13 protein-coding genes are annotated in these 15598 nt (G+C 72.2%); 1 reads left to right on the forward strand and 12 read right to left on the reverse strand.

The window, feature by feature from the left end; genetic code table 11:
* Positions 1-32: 32 nt before the first annotated feature.
* From ACIOGX_RS21355 to ACIOGX_RS21380, 6 genes are all read right to left on the reverse strand, one after another.
* Positions 33-1139, reverse strand: a complete 1107-nt coding sequence (locus ACIOGX_RS21355; RefSeq protein ID WP_401915263.1) for an acyl-CoA dehydrogenase family protein — start codon at positions 1137-1139, stop codon at positions 33-35.
* A complete protein-coding gene (locus ACIOGX_RS21360) occupies positions 1136-2329 on the reverse strand; it encodes an acyl-CoA dehydrogenase family protein (RefSeq protein ID WP_401915265.1) in 1194 nt (397 codons plus the stop codon). Before ACIOGX_RS21360 ends, ACIOGX_RS21355 begins: the two co-directional genes overlap by 4 nt.
* On the reverse strand, positions 2326-3291 hold the full coding sequence (locus ACIOGX_RS21365) for an NADPH:quinone oxidoreductase family protein (RefSeq protein ID WP_401915268.1): 966 nt from the start codon (positions 3289-3291) through the stop codon (positions 2326-2328). Before ACIOGX_RS21365 ends, ACIOGX_RS21360 begins: the two co-directional genes overlap by 4 nt.
* Before the next feature lie 132 nt (positions 3292-3423).
* On the reverse strand, positions 3424-4014 hold the full coding sequence (locus ACIOGX_RS21370) for an XRE family transcriptional regulator (RefSeq protein ID WP_356518462.1): 591 nt from the start codon (positions 4012-4014) through the stop codon (positions 3424-3426).
* A gap of 114 nt (positions 4015-4128) precedes the next feature.
* Positions 4129-4386, reverse strand: coding sequence for a DUF5133 domain-containing protein (locus ACIOGX_RS21375; RefSeq protein WP_356518461.1), 258 nt, complete (start codon positions 4384-4386; stop codon positions 4129-4131).
* Positions 4387-4569: 183 nt separating this feature from the next.
* Positions 4570-5868 carry an alpha/beta fold hydrolase gene (locus ACIOGX_RS21380; protein WP_401915272.1) on the reverse strand — a complete coding sequence of 433 codons (1299 nt, stop codon included), beginning with the start codon at positions 5866-5868 and terminating at the stop codon, positions 4570-4572.
* A 294-nt stretch (positions 5869-6162) separates the two neighbouring features.
* On the opposite strand from ACIOGX_RS21380, the gene ACIOGX_RS21385 reads away from it, so the two are divergent.
* Positions 6163-7326 (forward strand): ABC transporter ATP-binding protein, encoded by a 1164-nt coding sequence (locus ACIOGX_RS21385; RefSeq protein ID WP_401761478.1) that lies wholly within the window; start codon positions 6163-6165, stop codon positions 7324-7326.
* 57 nt (positions 7327-7383) lie between these two features.
* Here ACIOGX_RS21385 and ACIOGX_RS21390 read toward each other — a convergent pair whose 3' ends face one another.
* From ACIOGX_RS21390 to ACIOGX_RS21415, 6 genes are all read right to left on the reverse strand, one after another.
* Complete coding sequence (locus tag ACIOGX_RS21390) at positions 7384-8385, reverse strand: hypothetical protein (RefSeq protein ID WP_401915275.1); 1002 nt, start codon at positions 8383-8385, stop codon at positions 7384-7386.
* Positions 8386-8425: 40 nt separating this feature from the next.
* Positions 8426-9706, reverse strand: a complete 1281-nt coding sequence (locus ACIOGX_RS21395) for a transporter (RefSeq protein WP_401915276.1) — start codon at positions 9704-9706, stop codon at positions 8426-8428.
* A 4-nt stretch (positions 9707-9710) separates the two neighbouring features.
* Entirely contained in the window at positions 9711-10328 is a 618-nt protein-coding gene (locus tag ACIOGX_RS21400) for a hypothetical protein (RefSeq protein WP_356518456.1), read from the reverse strand.
* Complete coding sequence (locus ACIOGX_RS21405) at positions 10325-12454, reverse strand: hydantoinase/oxoprolinase family protein (protein WP_401915279.1); 2130 nt, start codon at positions 12452-12454, stop codon at positions 10325-10327. Before ACIOGX_RS21405 ends, ACIOGX_RS21400 begins: the two co-directional genes overlap by 4 nt.
* Positions 12455-12610: 156 nt before the next feature.
* Positions 12611-14224, reverse strand: coding sequence for an FAD-dependent oxidoreductase (locus tag ACIOGX_RS21410; protein WP_401915282.1), 1614 nt, complete (start codon positions 14222-14224; stop codon positions 12611-12613).
* Between the two features lie 99 nt (positions 14225-14323).
* Positions 14324-15421: a LacI family DNA-binding transcriptional regulator gene (locus ACIOGX_RS21415; RefSeq protein WP_356518453.1), complete on the reverse strand. Its 1098-nt coding sequence runs from the start codon at positions 15419-15421 to the stop codon at positions 14324-14326.
* Positions 15422-15598 lie beyond the last annotated feature (177 nt).

A 15598-nucleotide genomic window follows, 5' to 3' on the forward strand; every position in this document is an offset into this window, starting at 1 on the left:
AGCACGTAAAGGGGTGCTTGTCCAGACGCGGGCTACCGGGGTCCGGGCAGATCGACGAGCGCGGCCAGCGTCTCCAGGTGCGGACCCCGCGAACCGAAGGCGATCTCATCGGACTTGGCGCGCTTGAGATACAGATGCGCGGGGTGCTCCCAGGTCATCCCGATCCCGCCGTGCAACTGGACGCACTCCTCGGCCGCGTGCACCGCGACCCGCCCGCAGTACGCCTGCGCGAGAGCCACCGCGAGCGGGGCCTCCGGGCTGCCGGTGGCCAGCGCGTCGGCGGCGTTGCGGGCCGCCGCGCGGGCCGAGACGACCTCCAGCCACAGCTGCGCCATACGGTGCTTGAGCGCCTGGAAGGACCCGATCGGCCGGTTGAACTGCGTGCGCTCGCGGGTGTGCCGGACGGTCTCCTCCAGACACCACTCGGCGATACCGAGCTGTTCGGAGGCGAGCAGCCCCGCCCCGGCCAGCAGTCCGCGGCGTACGGCGGCCTGCGCCGCGGGCGCCGCGGCGATCCGGATCCCGGCGGCGGGGTCGACGGTGACCACGGCGAGCGGCCGGGTCAGATCGAGCGGGGTGAGCGGTTCGACGGTCACTCCCGGCGAGGCCGTCTCGACCGCGTACAGCCCGTCGTGCCGCACCACGAGCAGGACATCGGCGCGTACGGCGTCGGCGACCCCGCTCACCGTGCCCGCGCCGGAGGGGAGCGGTCCGTCCGGGGCGGTGGACAGCGGCACCGCGAGGACCGCCACCCGGTGGCCGTGGGCGAGCGCGGTGAGCAGGCCCGCGACGTCCGTGTTCTCGGTGCTCTCCCCGTCGCAGGCGAGCAGCGTCTCGGTCGCCACCACGGAGCTGGTGAGATACGGGGCGGCCGTGACGGCGCGGCCCAGCTCTTCCAGTACGACCGCGGCCTCGCGAGGGCTCGCGCCCTGACCGCCGAGCTTCTCCGGGACGAGGAGCCCCGACGCGCCGATCCCGGCGGAGAGCGAGGTCCACAGCTCGGAATCGTACGGATCGCCCGCTTCGGCGCGGATGAGCGCCGCCGGTACGTCGGCGCGGTCGGTGAGCAACGACCGTACGGCCGCGCGCAGATCGTCCTCGGTGTCCGAGTAGAGCAGATCGGGGGAGGCGTCGGTCATCGGGCTAGGTCCTTCCAGGCGATGTCCTTGTCGTTGCGCGGCTCCGAGGGCAGGCCGAGCACGCGCTCCGCGACGATGTTCAGCAGCACCTCGCTGGTACCGCCCTCGATGGAGTTGCCCTTGGACCGCAGATAGCGGTAGCCGGCGTCCCGTCCGGTGAAGTCGACCAGCTCCGGCCTGCGCATGGTCCAGTCGGAGTACAACAGGCCCTCCTCCCCGAGGAGTTCGACCTCCAGACCGCTGATCTCCTGGTTGAGCCGGGCGAAGGCGAGCTTCATCCCGCTGCCCTCGGGGCCCGGTTGCCCGGCGACGAGCTGCTGGCGCAGCCGCTCCGCGGTCAGCCGCGCGACCTCCGCCTCCACCCAGAGGGTGAGCAGCCGCTGACGCAGTTCATGGGTGCGCAGCTCGGGCCGCTCGCGCCAGGTGCGGGCGACCGTGCCGATCATGCCGCCCTCGCGGGGCAGCCGGGCGCCGCCGATGGACACGCGCTCGTTCATCAGGGTGGTCCGGGCGACTTTCCAGCCCTCGCCGATCCCGCCGAGACGGAGCGCGTCGGGGATGCGTACGTCGGTCAGGAAGACCTCGTTGAACTCGGCCTCGCCGGTGATCTGGCGCAGCGGCCGTACCTCGACACCGGGGTCGGTCATATCGCAGAGGAAGTAGCTGATGCCCAGGTGCTTGGGCAGGTCGGGATCGGTACGGGCGATGAGGATGGCCCAGCGGGCGGCATGGGCGCTGGAGGTCCACACCTTCTGCCCGTTGACGATCCAGTCGCCGGAGACGGAGTCGCCGTCACGCACCGCGCGGGTCCCGAGCGCGGCCAGGTCGGAGCCGGCGCCCGGCTCGCTGAACAGCTGGCACCACACCTCCTCGCCGATCCACAGGGGCCGCAGGAAGCGTTCCTTCTGCTCCTGGGTGCCGTAGCGGAGGATGGTCGGCGCGGCCATGCCGAGGCCGATGCCGATCCGGCGCGGGTCGTTGTCGGGGGCGCCCGCCGCGGCCAACTCGGCGTCCACGACGGCCTGGAGGGAGCGCGGCGCGCCGAGCCCGCCGAGCCCGACCGGGTAGTGCACCCAGGCGAGTCCGGCGTCGAAGCGCGCCGTGAGGAACTCGGTGCGCCCGGTGGTGGCCGGTGGCCGGCGGGCCAGCAACTCCCTGGTGAGCGAGCGCAGTTCGGCGGCGTCCGTCATCGGACGTCCTCCGGGAGGACGACCACGCGTCCGGTGGTGATCCCGTCGGCGACCCGCTGGACCGCGTCGGCCGCGTCCTTCATGGGGACCCGCTCGCTGATGAGCGGCTTGATCGCGCCCCGGGCGGCGAGCGCGGTCAGCTCCTGGTGGCAACCGGCCACCGCCGCCGGGTCCTTGGTGTTGTAGAGGCCCCAGTGCAGGCCCAGGATCGAGTAGTTCTTCACCAGCGCGTGGTTGAGGGCGGCGGTGGAGATCGCGCCGCTCGCGAAGCCCACGACCACGATGCGCCCCTCGAAGGCCACGCACTTGGTGGACTTGGTGAAGGCGTCGCCGCCCACCGGGTCGTAGACGACATCCGCGCCCCTGCCGCCGGTGGCCTCCTTGACGGCGCCGACGAGGTCGTCCGTACGGCGGTCGATCACCAGGTCGCAGCCCAGCTCCCGGGCCACCCGGGCCTTCTCCCGGCCTCCGACGACACCGATGACGGTGGCCCCGGCCGCCTTCCCGAGCTGTACGGCCGCGCTGCCGACACCGCCGGCCGCCGCGTGTACGAGGAGGGTCTCCCCCGGCTGGAGCCGCGCCCGCCGGTGCAGTCCGAACCAGCCCGTCTGATAGCCGACGTGCAGGGCCGCCACCTCGGCGTCGTCGAGCGCCTCGGGCGCGGGCAGCAGCGCGGCGGCGTCGGCGACCACGTACTCCGCCAGTCCGCCGTGCGGCAGCGCCGGCGTGGCGATGACCCGGCGTCCGTCCTCCGTCTCGCCGCAGATCTCCACGCCCGGGGTGAAGGGCAGCGGGGGCGTGACCTGGTACTGCCCGCGGCAGAGCAGTGCGTCCGGGAAGTTGATGTTCGCCGCCCGGACCAGCAGCGGGACCTGTCCCTCGCCGGGCACGGGACGCTCCACCTCTTCGAGCCGCATCACCTCGCCGGGCTCGCCGTTCCGGTGCACTCGCCATGCCTGCATTTCGGAGCCTCCACACACGATGGGCAGTACCTCACTCGTGCGCATACTAAGCAGTCGCTTGCCCCGCTGGGAACATCCTGCCCTGGGGCGATCCTCTCGGAATCCGCCCGGAATCGGCCTGGATTCCGCCCCTCAGGATGTCTTCGGCCGTGCCCTGACATGCATGCGCTCGCCCTGCGGACCGAACAGGCTCAGGAACTCGACCGGCGCGTCCGTGGCCGGCCCGAACCAGTGCGGTACGTGCGTGTCGAACTCGGCCGCCTCCCCCGCGCCGAGCACCACGTCGTGCTCGCCGAGCCGCAGCCGCAGCCGGCCCGCCAGCACATAGAGCCACTCGTACCCCTCATGCGTCCGCTGTTCGCGGTCGTCGTCCGGCGAGGGCTGGATGATGACCTTGTACGCCTGGAGCCCGCCCGGCTGGCGGGTGAGCGGCAGCATCGTGCGGTTGCCCTGCACGATCGGCTTGGCGCGCACCCGGGGGTCACCGACATGCGGCGCGCCGACCAGCTCGTCGAGCGGGACCTGATGGGCGCGGGCGATGGGCAGCAGCAGTTCGAGGCTGGGGCGGCGACGGCCCGCCTCCAGCCGCGAGAGGGTGCTCACGGAGATACCGGTGGCCTCCGAGAGCGCGCTCAGTGTGGCGCCGCGCTCCTGCCGGATCTTGCGCAGCCGGGGTCCCACTTCGTTCAGTACTTCTTCGAGCCGGGCGTCGTCGTCATCCATGGCCCCATTGCATCATCGATTGCCAGGTCGGCAACAGAATTTGCCGGGCCGCGACGGGGGCGACCCGGCTGATCAGGTGCTACGGATCGCTCCTAGGGCCTGTCTTCAGGGTTTCTACGGCTTGGCTCCCGGCGCGACGGACGCCGTTCCGTCCGGGAACAGCGGAACGGGCCTGATCCTGCGCAGATACGCCTCCGCCTGCCAGATCGCCTCACGTGCAGTGCGCTGTCCCATCAGTACACAGAGGGTGTACGCCACATCCTCGAACCGTCCGCGTGTCTCCTCGTCGAGCGGATCGGCGAGCACCAGCCGTTCCCAGGCCCGGTACCGGGCCAGCAGATCGGCCACCAGATGTCTGTCCGGCAGCAACATGCCAACCACCTCCCGCGTTCGGGATCCACCCGCTCCCTACGGCTTCGCACGCGGCAGGGCGCCGGTCCCCTGGGGGTCATTGTCCACCCGGCGCCCGGCATCCGCTCGGTGAGTCCGGCGGGCCGGGCCCTGACCAGGTACGACGGTCCCGGAGGCGGATCCCCACGTTCGGATGTGCTCGCCCTAGTTCTCGTCCCGTACGAGCGCGAGCAGCCGGTCCAGCACATGGGGACCGCCCGCCCGCACTCCGTCGTGCTCGTACTCGTCCGTGACCCATGTCCGCAGCCCGCGGATCGCGCGCGCGGTGCGCAGGGAGTGTTCCGTGTCGACGTACATGTCGTCGTGGTAGACGGCCGCGGCGACCGGTACCTCGTTGGCGGCCAGCCGGGCGGGGTCGTAGAGCGGGCTCCAGTCGGTACGGGCCGCGATCAGCTCGGCGACCTCGCGCAGCGGGCGCAGCGCGGGGTCGGAGTCGAAGTGCCAGGGGTGGATGGTCTCTCCCGTGAAGTACAACGGCCCTTCCCCGGCGAGGGTCTTGGCCGCGTCGAACCGCGCGAACTCACCCCGCACCCGCTCGGCGGCCCACTGGGTCGGCCGGCCGTCCTGGCCGTAGATCGCCTCGTGGAGCACGGCGTACAGCGGATGCCCGGCGAACGAGAGGGCGGTGGCCACGCTCTCCTGGAACGCGTCGGAGAGCACCGGGCCCTTCGGCGTACGGACGAAGGCGTTCTCCAGCAGATAGTGCAGCTGATGGCCGCCGTCCCCGCCGCCGAGCATGATCCCCAGGGACTGGAACGCCTCGGGCGTGAGGACGTAGCCGGTGGGAAGTACGGGCCGGTGCTCGGCCAGATACTTCGCGATCCGGCGGGCCGTGCCGATGTCCTGCGGATAGCGGGCGTAGAACGCCTCCACCTTGCGCGCGATCCGCGGGTACGCGGCGCGGTAGACCTCGTCGGCCGTGGCGTCCAGCGAGGGCAGCCCGCCGGTGATCAGTACGGTCTCCAGGCCCTCGGGGGCGGTGGAGAGGTAGTGGGTGGCGCAGAAGCCGCCGAAGCTCTGGCCGAGCACGGTCCACGGGGCGCCGCCGGTCAGCAGCGGGCGTATCGTCTCGCAGTCCCGCACGATCGAGTCGGCGCGGAAGTGCGCGAGATAGTCCGCCTGCCCCCGCGGGTGGCCGTGCAGGGGCAGGGTCTGCCGGTTGACGGGGGTGGAGAGGCCGGTGCCGCGCTGGTCGAGGAGGAGCACCCGGAACTCCTTCAGGGCGCGGCCGAGCCATGCCTGCCGGCCGATGAACCGGCGCGCGCCGAAACCGGGACCGCCTTCCAGGTACACCAGCCAGGGCAGATCGGCCTCCGCCCGTGCGCTCGCCACGACTTCGCGGGCGAACAGCTCGATCCGCTCCCCCGACGGATCGCCGTGGTCCAGCGGGACCGTGAAGCGGTGGTCGGTGAGGACGACGCCGGGCTGACGGTAGCTGGTCAAGGGTGCTCCTGTTCTCGCTCGCCCCTTCCGGGGCAGTCACGCCGGACAGTTCAGCACACGGGCCACGGCCGGGCGGAGACCGCCCCGCTCAGGACCGCCCCGCTCGGGCTCGCCCCCGGCCCGTGATGGCGTGTGACGACCTGTACGGCCACGGGAGCGTCTCCGTTCAGCGCGGTGCGGCGGGTACGCGGTTCCCCGGACGGTCCCGTCCGCGCCCCCGGAGAGTCCCGGCCCACGTCCCCGGACAGTCCCGGTCCGCGCGCGCGGCGGCCCGCCCGCTCCTAGCGTGAGGTCATGATCCGGTTCGAGCAGGTCAGCAAGGTCTACCCGGACGGAACGGCCGCCGTTGACGCGCTCTCCTTCGACGTCGACGAGGGCGAACTGGTCACGCTGGTGGGCCCTTCCGGCTGTGGCAAGACGACCACGATGATGATGGTGAACCGGCTGATCGAGCCCACCTCGGGCCGTATCTTCGTGGAGGGCCGGGACATCTCGGGGGTCGACCCGGTCCAGTTGCGCCGACGGATCGGTTATGTCATCCAGCAGGTGGGGCTCTTTCCGCACCGGACGGTCCTCGACAACACCGCGACCGTGCCCGCCCTGATCGGCTGGAAGAAGGCCAGGGCGCGCGAACGGGCGGCGGAACTGCTCGAACTGGTCGGGCTCGACCCGGCGACGTACGGTCCGCGCTACCCGGCGCAGCTGTCGGGCGGGCAGCGCCAGCGGGTGGGCGTGGCACGCGCTCTGGCCGCCGATCCCCCGGTGCTGCTGATGGACGAGCCGTTCGGCGCGGTGGACCCGGTGGTGCGCGAACGACTGCAGAACGAGTTCCTGAAGCTCCAGGCGACGGTGCGCAAGACGGTACTGCTGGTGACGCACGACATCGAGGAGGCGGTACGGATGGGGGACCGTATCGCGGTGTACGGCGAGGGCCGTATCGAGCAGTACGACAGGCCGGGGGCGGTTCTCGGCACCCCCGCCACGCCCTATGTGGCCCGGTTCGTCGGCGCGGACCGGGGGTTGAAACGGCTCTCGGTGACCGCCGTCGAGCCGGCCGATCTGGAGCAGCCGCCGGTCGCGAGGACCGACGAGCCCGCCCGGGACGCGGCGGCGCGGATGCGCGCCCAGCGGGCCCGCTGGGCGGTGGTGCTGAACGGGGACGGCGAACTGCACGGCTGGGTCTCCGCCGACGCGCTGGCGCAGGCCCGGGAGCGGGGCTCGGTCGGTGATCTCGCCCGCCGGATGGAGGCGTGGGTACCGCTCGGGTCCCCGCTGAAGCAGGCGTTCAGCGAGATGCTCCAGCATGACGCGGGGTGGGTGGCGGTACTGGAAGGGGCCCGCTTCGCCGGGGTGCTGACCCCGGCGAAGCTGCACGAGGCGCTGCGCCGCTCGGTGGACGCGGACGCCCAGGGCATCGGGCGCGACGAGGTCGACTTCGACTCGGTGTCGGACGCGTGAGCGGGGGTCCGGCGGTACGGGACCCGGCGCGGCGGCCGGGTCCCGTACCGCCGCGCGCTATCCGCGGGCGACGGCGATCGATCCGCCGAGCCGCTCCCCCGCCTCGTAGACCATGTACGGCACTCCGCCCTGCGTACCGAAGCTCGGAGAGGCGCTGCGGCCGTTGTCCGGGGCGCCGGCGGCGGAGTTGTAGAAGACGCCGAGGTGCTGTCGGCGCGTGAAGTCGTTGCCGACCTCCGTGATCATGAGGTCGCCGCCGCTCTCCTTGTCCTTGTTGTAGACGACATAGGTGCTGCCGTTCCGGGTCAGCAGATGCGGGCCGCCGACATTGACCGCGCCGACGTCCGAGTGGCGTACGAGCGGTGTCTGGTCGAAGGTCCAGTTCCGGCCGTCCGGCGACCAGCCCCAGGCGATATCACGGTGGTTGCTGGTGTTGTTGAGCATGAAGAGCATGACGTAGCGGGCGTTCTTCGACGGCAGGTCATGTGCGAAGACCCGTGCGTACGAGGTCTCCGTGGACCCGGCGGGCATCATCGAGGTCGACAGGACCACCTTGTCGTAGGTGAAGGTGATGCCGTCCTTGGAGCGGGCGAGCCGCGTGGTGGTGTTCTCGCCGTGGAAGTAGAGCCACATCTCCTTGGCGTCCTCGTTCCACAGGACGTGCGGGGACGAGACATGGCTGACGGAGTAGTGGGGCTGCCAGCTGCGGGAGACCAGCGGATTGGCCGGGTACTCCGTGAACGGGCCTTCCAGGGAGTCGCCGTACGCCAGGCAGATACCGCCGGGCGCGTCGTGCGGCGCGTAGTAGAGGTAGTAGCGGCCCAGCGCGCCCGCGACCCGGCCCGCGGTGCCCCGGATGCACGGGAAGATGATCTCGCCGGTGGGGTTGTACTTCAGCTGAGAGGGCGTCAGCAGGGTTTTGACATAACGGTAGTCGGGGAAACCGCCGGGGGCCGCGGCGGCGCCCGGCGCGGTCCCGACGCCCGCCGCCAGTACGGCCGAGGTGGCGACGGCGCCGCGCAGGAAGATACGGCGGCTCGGGTTCTGCGGCTCGGTCATGAGGTTCTCCGTCCCAGGAGTGTCAGGGGTATGAGGGTCGTCAGAGGTACGTCGCGGCGGTGACAGTGAATCCGCCGAGCGCGACGAGCCAGACGTACGGCAGCGTGCGCGCCATCACCTGCTGCGGGGTGACGCCCGCGTACTGCGCGCTCCACACCGTCTGGGTGCTGGTCGGGTCGGCCACACCGAAGACCTGGTTGTACGAGGTGGCCAGGCCGAGCACCGCCACGGCCGGGTAGATCCCGGTGGCGATGAGCACCCCGGCGATGCCCGCGCCGAGGCCGAACACATTGAGCGGGCCCCGGTAGAGACAGAGCGGTACCAGCAGGGTGAAGACGAGGACGAACAGCACGGGGTTCTGCGGGCTGACCGCCTTCACCAGCGGTTCCAGTGCCTCCACCGCGCCCGGCAGCTTCACCGCGGCCAGCAGGATCCCGATGGCGATGAACAGCGCGATCGGCGCGGCGGCGATCTCGAAACCGCTGTAGAGCGTACGCAGCAGCCGCTTGTTCATCTCCCCCGGCCGGGTCGTGGTGACCAGTGCGTACATCACGCCCGCCAGCAGCGAGGGCACGATGGCCACGTCGAGGCCGAGCGCGAGGATCAGGGGAACGGCCGGGGTGAGCAGCGCGTACCAGGGCGCGTCACCGAGCCGCTGACGGCGTGAGAGCGGCTTCTCCGGGACGGACTTGAGGGACCAGGCGTGCTCGACGCCCTTGCGGCGGGTCTCGATGAGGACGAACAGGACCGCCGCGGCCAGTGCGAACGGAAACAGTTTGATCATGAAACCGCGCACGGTCGGGATGGGCAGTTCCAGTGCGCTGGAGAAGAACTGCCAGACGGGCAGTTCGAAGGGCATACCGGCGGCGATGCCCATCAGGATCGTGCCGGCGGCCGTGACCTTCGGGATGCCGACGGCGATCATCGCGGGGATACCGATGATCCCGGCGAGCATCGCGGCCGGGGCGGAGCCCGTGACGGTACCGACCAGGGTGGAGACGGCCAGTACGCCGAGGGCGACCACCACGGGCCGGTCACCGCCGAATTCGACGATCTTACGGACGAGCGTGCCCGCGATGCCGGTCTCGTCGAGCAGTCTGCCGAGCCAGGAGCCCAGCAGGATGGCGATCATGGTGGCGGCGAGCGCGGGGGCACCCTCCTGGAGCACCGTGTCCAGCACGCTGTTCTCGCCGGTCGCCGGGGCGCCCGCGACCAGTGCGATGGCGACGGCCAGCAGGACGAGCGCGAAGGCCGTGGGGAGTTTGCGGGTCAGCATCGCGGCCACCCCGGCCGCCATGATCAGCAGAATGACGACGCCCATGGCGTTACTTCTCTCTTCCGTGCGGGTGGGCCGCGGCGGCTCCGTGCGGGGAGGCCGTGGCGGCGAGCGCGGCGGTCAGCAGCAGCGGACCGCGGCCCAGACCGCAGACCGCGCGGGCGTGGGCATGGGCGGCGATCTCGTCGGCGCCCGCGACATGGCCGTACACCGTGTGGCGGCCGAGGCGCAGCACGGCATGGCCGAGGGAGCGGCGCAGAGCGGCCTTGGCCGGTCCCTGGTGCAGCCGCTGGTGGACGGCCTCATGGGCGAGGGCGGCGGCGCGTACGGATCCGACGGGGTACCAGTCGCGCCAGCCGAGCCGGTCGACCAGTTCCTCGGCGGCGGCGAGGGTATCGGTGTACAGCTCGACGGCCGGGGGCCGGGAGGTGTAGCGCGCGATGAGCCCGCGCTCCAGACCGCCGTCGCGCTCGACGATCCGGGCCGTGCACCGCGCGGGTTCGAGCCCCGCGCCGAACTCCTCGGCGGCGTGGGCCCATTGGCGCAGCAGCCCGGGATCGCGGCCCTCGTGGGTGGGGGTGGCGGCGAGAAGGCGTACGGCGAACTCGATGTCGTCGAGTTCCGCCAGTTCGCGGACGGCCCGCTCGGTGGTGACCGTACGGGTCATGTCCGGACCTCCAGCACGGCGATGACCGGTTCGTCGGCGGCACGGGACCGGAGTTCGCCGCGGGCGAGGGCGAGCAGCGGCTGCGGGTCCAGGACCCCCGAGAGGTCGGCGATCCTGGCGCCGATGAGGAGGCGCAGCGCGGGGGCCCGGACGCCGCCGTCGCCGTACGAGGTGGCCTCGCCCACCAGCCCGGCCAGTACCTCGGGGGCGCGGCCGGCGGTGGTGGTCTCGACGCGGGCGTCCGGCGCGTGGAGCCGTACGACGCCGTCGGCGTCGACGACCCGCACCGGATGGCGGGTGGCGCGGAAGCGGCGGCGCACTTCGGTGCCGTAGACGGTGTGGGACGGGGTGTCCGCCAGGATCCGTACCTCCGCCGGCCCGGTCTTGAGGCTGGCGGCGGCGGCACGCAGCCGTTCGTCGGCGCCGGCGCGGTGCGCGCGGTCCTGGGTGCGCAGTTCGGTGGCGCCGGTGGCGACCGCGCGGACGGTGTGGGTCTGCGGATCGACGGTGACCTCGACCTCGACGCCGTCGGCCGCCGCGCCCTGGGCGATGACGGCGCGCTCGGCCTCGGCGCGTACGGCGAGGATCTGTTCCTGGCCCGCGCCCGGGATGATCCGTTCGATCTGTTCGCGGACCAGGGCGAGGGCGACCCCGATGGGGCTGATCACCTCGCTGTGCCGGGCGATCCTGCCCTCCTGGCCGGAGACCGCGGCCAGATGCGGGGTGACGGACGCGGCGCCGCCGCCCCCGCCGACCAGGACGGCGGTGTCCTTGTCGAGCCGGTAGTCGCGGATCATCGCGTCCACCACGGACTTCACCTGGCCGGTTCCCGCGTCCAGGACGCGCGCGGCGGCTGTCGCCACATCGGTGCCCAGCGCCGCCGCGAGCGGGGCGAGCGCCGCGCGCGCCACCACCTGGTCGCAGCGGGCGAAGTCCCCTTCCGGGACGCGTCCCAGGGCGTTCGCGGCGCAGGTCATGGTGAGCGCGAACCGGCCGCCCGCCGCGTCGAGCACCGCGTAGTCGGCCGGATCGTCGTCCATCGGGCTGACGGTGGCGAGGGTCGCGTCGCTCAGCTCGTCGAGGGTGGCGAAGCAGGCGTACGGCAGCCCGGCGATATGCGCGCTGCGCGGACCCACCGTGGTGACCTTCCCGCCGCCGATCCGCACCATCGAGCCGCCGCCGACCCCGACCGTCCTGACGTCCAGCGCGGAGAGATACGACGTCTTGCCGAGGATGGTGGCGTGCCGTACGGCGACCTTGCCGCGCCGTACGACACTGATGTCGGTGGACGTGCCGCCGGTCTCCAGGAAGAGGCCCTCGCTGATCCGCTCCCGCATCAGGGCGCCCGCCACCCCCGCCGCGGGTCCCGACAGCACGGTCAGCAGGGGTCTGCGGCGCATCTCGTCCAGGGACATCACACCGCCGTCGCAGCGCATCACCATCAGCGGTGCGACGACGCCCGCCTTGGTGATGGAGGCGTCGACCAGATCGGCCGTGGCGAGCATCCGGGGCAGGATCGCCGCGTTGACCACGGCGGTACGGGTCCGCTTGTGGAGCCCGTACAGCGAGGTGATCTCGTGCGCGGCGGTCAGCGGCAGGTCCCGGCCGCGGGCCGCGTCGAGCACGGCGTCCTCGCCCTCCGGCCGGTCCACGCTGAACGGCTGCGTGGCGACCAGGACTTCGGCTCCCTCCCGTATGACGTCGTCGACCGCGCTCCGTACGGCGGCGCTGTCGTCGGGGTCGGGCACATGCGCGTAGTGGAGCGGGAGCCGCTTGCCGGGCGTGAGTTCGAGCTTGCCGAGGGCGGCGAGCCTGCGGGTGAGCGCGGCGCCGGGCCCCGAGCCGATGCCGATCAGTCCGACGGTGGCCACGTCGCCCTCCAGCAGGGCGTTGGTAGCCTGGGTCGTGCCGTGGGCCAGGAAGGCGACGTCCTCAGGGGCGTGGCCGGTACGGTCCAGCAGTCGGCCGAGCGCTTCCACGATGCCGTGGGCGACGCCGTCCTCGTGGTGGTGGCTGGTGGGAACCTTCACCTGCCCCAGCAGTTCGAGGGTCGTGGCGTCGACGGCCACGGCGTCGGTGAAGGTTCCGCCCACGTCGATGCCGACGCGGATGCGGTGGGTGGTCATGGTATGGGCACCTCCTTGTGCACGGTGGGCAGGTCCTGGCCGGCCGGTGTGGCCGGCCGGCCGGGACCGGTACGCGGGCGGTGGGCCGGGCGGAGACAGGTGGAGCTGCTTCCGTCCGGCCGTCCCCGCCCGTCGGGTCGGGCGACGAGGCGCGCGTCAGTAGCCGCGCACGTCGGGCCAGTTGCGCTGGATTCCGGCGCGGTCGAGCACTCCGGCGAACGCGTCGAACCGCTTGTCCTCGGACTGGACCTGGTGCGGTTCCACGCCTTCGGCGAGACAGTGGGCGGCCAGGGCACCGGCGACCTCGCCGATGTTCCACTCCACCGGGTGGAGCCGGTAGCAGCCGTTGGTGATGTGGGTGGTGCCGATGTTCTTTCCGGCGGGCAGCAGATTGCGGACACGGCGCGGTACGAGCGCGCCGAGCGGGATCTCGAAGGGCACGGACCCGATGTCGACATAGCTGTCGCCGCCGGTGGAGGGGTGCAGATCGATGCGGTAGTTGCCGACGCCGACCGAGTCCCGGTAGCGGGTGCCGCCGTACGGACCGACCAGATCGATCGCGACATCGTGCTCGGTGATGGTGGTGACGGCCTTGATCCGGCGCGACTCGCGTACGTACGGCGCCTTGGCGAGGCCGTCAGGGGTGCCGGTGACATCGGGGCGCGGACGCAGCCCGGGAAAGCCGGTGCCGCCGTCGGCACGTGGCGCCTCGGTCTGGAGCCAGTACAGCAGGGAGAGCGACAACTGCCGTGCCTCGGCGACCGCTTGGGCGGCGGTCCCGGCGCCGCCGCCGATCAGCGGCTTCAGCCAGTAGTCGTTGAGCGGCCAGTTGACCAGGGTGATGTCGGAGTGGAAGGCACCGTCCCTGTGCAGCTTGCGGGCGAGGATCCGGCGGAAGCCCCACAGCTCCTTGTCCCCCGCGTCGGCGCTCTGGTCGGCGGTGACATCGAGCGGGTCGAGATCGGGGTTGGGTACGAAGGTGCGCGGCACGGCCTCCAGGGTGCGGGGGTCGGGGGCGAGGAAGCCGAGCAGCGGCCCCGGCCAGAAATCGGGGCGGTAGGAGCGCCAGAAGTCGTAGTCGGCGGGCTTCTCGATCGTGTGGTCCTCGCCCTCGTGGTGCGAGAGCGCGAAACAGACGGTGATGCCCTGCTGGTTGAGCGGCTGGGCGGTCTCGGGCGCGTGCGGCTCGTCGAACTCGGCGCGGGACTCGGCGCCCACCGCGTGCTCCACGCCCGCGAGTTCGAGCAGTTCGCCCGTCTCGGTGGCGTCGATGACATAGCGCGCGGCGATCGTGCGCCGGCCGCCGTCGCGCAGGCTCTCGACGGTGACGCTCCGTACGGTGTCGTCCTCGGCCGCCTCGGCGGCGACCGGCCGGTGCTCGGTGAGGAGGGTGAGCCGCCCGGCGGCCCGGTGGGGGGCGAGCATGGATTCCATGACGGTGAGGGCGACGCGTGGCTCGTGACAGAGCTTGCTGACGCGCCCGGCGCCGGGGTTGAGCGAGGTGAGGGCGAGCGCCTCGGACCGCATCGGGTACCACTGGCGGTAGAAGTCCCTGATGGATTCGCGCAGGTGACGGTACGAGGCGGTGGTGCCGAACTGCTCGACCCAGGGGTGCTCGTCCGGCGGCACGGCCTGTGAGGTGAGCTGGCCGCCGATCCAGTCGGTCTCCTCGGTGAGGACGACACTGCGCCCGGCGCGGCAGGCGGCGAGTGCCGCGGCCACGCCGCCGAGTCCGCCGCCGACGATGAGAATGTCCGGTTCGGGTATCACGGATCTCCTTGTGATGCTGTGTTGTGCCGTGTGGTGCGTGTGACGTGGTGCGTGGTGTGCCGTGGGGCCGGGGTGGGGTGCTGTGGGGTGCCGCGCCCGCTACGGGGCGGGCGGCGGACCGGCGGTGGCACCGGCCCTGAAGACGCAGGACACCAGCGGTTCCGTGGCCTCCTCCCCCGCCACCAGCGCGGCGAGCAGACGGACCGCCGCCGCGCCCAGCCGGGTTCTGGGGATGTCGAATCCGGTGGGCCGCGGACCGTCCGCCAGGTCCGGGGGCGGCGAGCCGAGCAGCGCGAGCGAGACCTCGCGCGGGCAGTCGATCCCCGCGTCACGGACGGCCGTGCGCAGCGCGCGCCAGGCGCCGCCCGTGTCGGTCTCCTCGGCGACGAAGGCGGTCACACCGTCGTCGAGCCATCCGCGCAGCCGCTCCGCGGTCAGTTCGCGCTCCGGGGCGGCCGAGCGGAAGACGGCGGCGGGGCCGCCGGGCAGACCGGCCGCCTCCAGCCCCTTGAGGAAGCCGTGTTCACGGTCGGTGGAGGCGGGCGCGTCGTCGTCCTCGCGGATGAGCACGATCCCGCGGTGGCCGAGCGCGGCGAGCCGGCCGACCACCTCACGGCTCGCGCTGACATAGTCGGCGCCGACCCAGGCCAGGCCCTCCAGTTCGTCCCTGCGGCCGATATGGACCACGGGGAAGCCGTCGGCGACCAGCCGCCGCAGCTCCCCGGCCGGCGCATGGCGGCCGAGGAAGAGACAGCCGTCGGCCAGCCGCACCCTGCTGAGGGCGTCGGGCCCGGCGGCCCCCGCGCCGCCGGTGCTCGAACCGGTGAAGAGCACCAGGTCGTAGCCGCGCGCGGCGGCCTCCTGCTCGACACCGACCAGGAACGGGTAGTACGAGTGCTGCACATCCGTCGGGAAGGTGGCGGTGAAGCTGAAGACACCGAGCAGGTCGTTGCGCGCCGCCGCGAGCCTGCGGGCCGCCGGATCGGGTACGTAACCGAGGCTGCGGGCCGCGTCCAGCACCTTGCGCCGTGTCTCCTCCGAGATCGTGGCGCCCTGTTTCTTTCCCGCGAGCACCAGCGAGACCGTGGCCTGCGAGACCCCGGCCAGCCGGGCGACCTCCGACTGACGCGGGCGCGCGGTGCGCCCGGCCGGTGCGGGGGCCCGGCCTGGCCGGGAACGCTTCCTTGGTTCGTCCACCGGTTGCTCCTCATGCTTCTCCGGAACCGTTAATGCGCATTAGTAATGCGCATTAACGAGCACTGTGGACCTCCGGGCGATCGGGGTCAAGAGGGCGGACCGGACTTCTTTCCGGGGTTCCGCCCCGGCCTTCTGCCCGGCGGCCCGCGGCCGTACGGTGTGGTCCTCCGTCTCGTG

It is taken from the genome of Streptomyces sp. NPDC088147, assembly GCF_044741565.1.
Taxonomy (GTDB): Bacteria; Actinomycetota; Actinomycetes; order Streptomycetales; family Streptomycetaceae; genus Streptomyces.

What these genes read in the sequence shown, in the direction of transcription:
- ACIOGX_RS21370 (WP_356518462.1), bottom strand. Translation starts at nt 4,014, where the DNA reads ATGGATGACGACGACGCCCGGCTCGAAGAAGTACTGAACGAAGTGGGA.
- ACIOGX_RS21355 (WP_401915263.1), bottom strand. Translation starts at nt 1,139, where the DNA reads ATGACCGACGCCTCCCCCGATCTGCTCTACTCGGACACCGAGGACGAT.
- ACIOGX_RS21400 (WP_356518456.1), bottom strand. Translation starts at nt 10,328, where the DNA reads ATGACCCGTACGGTCACCACCGAGCGGGCCGTCCGCGAACTGGCGGAA.
- ACIOGX_RS21385 (WP_401761478.1), top strand. Translation starts at nt 6,163, where the DNA reads ATGATCCGGTTCGAGCAGGTCAGCAAGGTCTACCCGGACGGAACGGCC.
- ACIOGX_RS21395 (WP_401915276.1), bottom strand. Translation starts at nt 9,706, where the DNA reads ATGGGCGTCGTCATTCTGCTGATCATGGCGGCCGGGGTGGCCGCGATG.
- ACIOGX_RS21375 (WP_356518461.1), bottom strand. Translation starts at nt 4,386, where the DNA reads ATGTTGCTGCCGGACAGACATCTGGTGGCCGATCTGCTGGCCCGGTAC.
- ACIOGX_RS21390 (WP_401915275.1), bottom strand. Translation starts at nt 8,385, where the DNA reads ATGACCGAGCCGCAGAACCCGAGCCGCCGTATCTTCCTGCGCGGCGCC.
- ACIOGX_RS21360 (WP_401915265.1), bottom strand. Translation starts at nt 2,329, where the DNA reads ATGACGGACGCCGCCGAACTGCGCTCGCTCACCAGGGAGTTGCTGGCC.
- ACIOGX_RS21405 (WP_401915279.1), bottom strand. Translation starts at nt 12,454, where the DNA reads ATGACCACCCACCGCATCCGCGTCGGCATCGACGTGGGCGGAACCTTC.
- ACIOGX_RS21365 (WP_401915268.1), bottom strand. Translation starts at nt 3,291, where the DNA reads ATGCAGGCATGGCGAGTGCACCGGAACGGCGAGCCCGGCGAGGTGATG.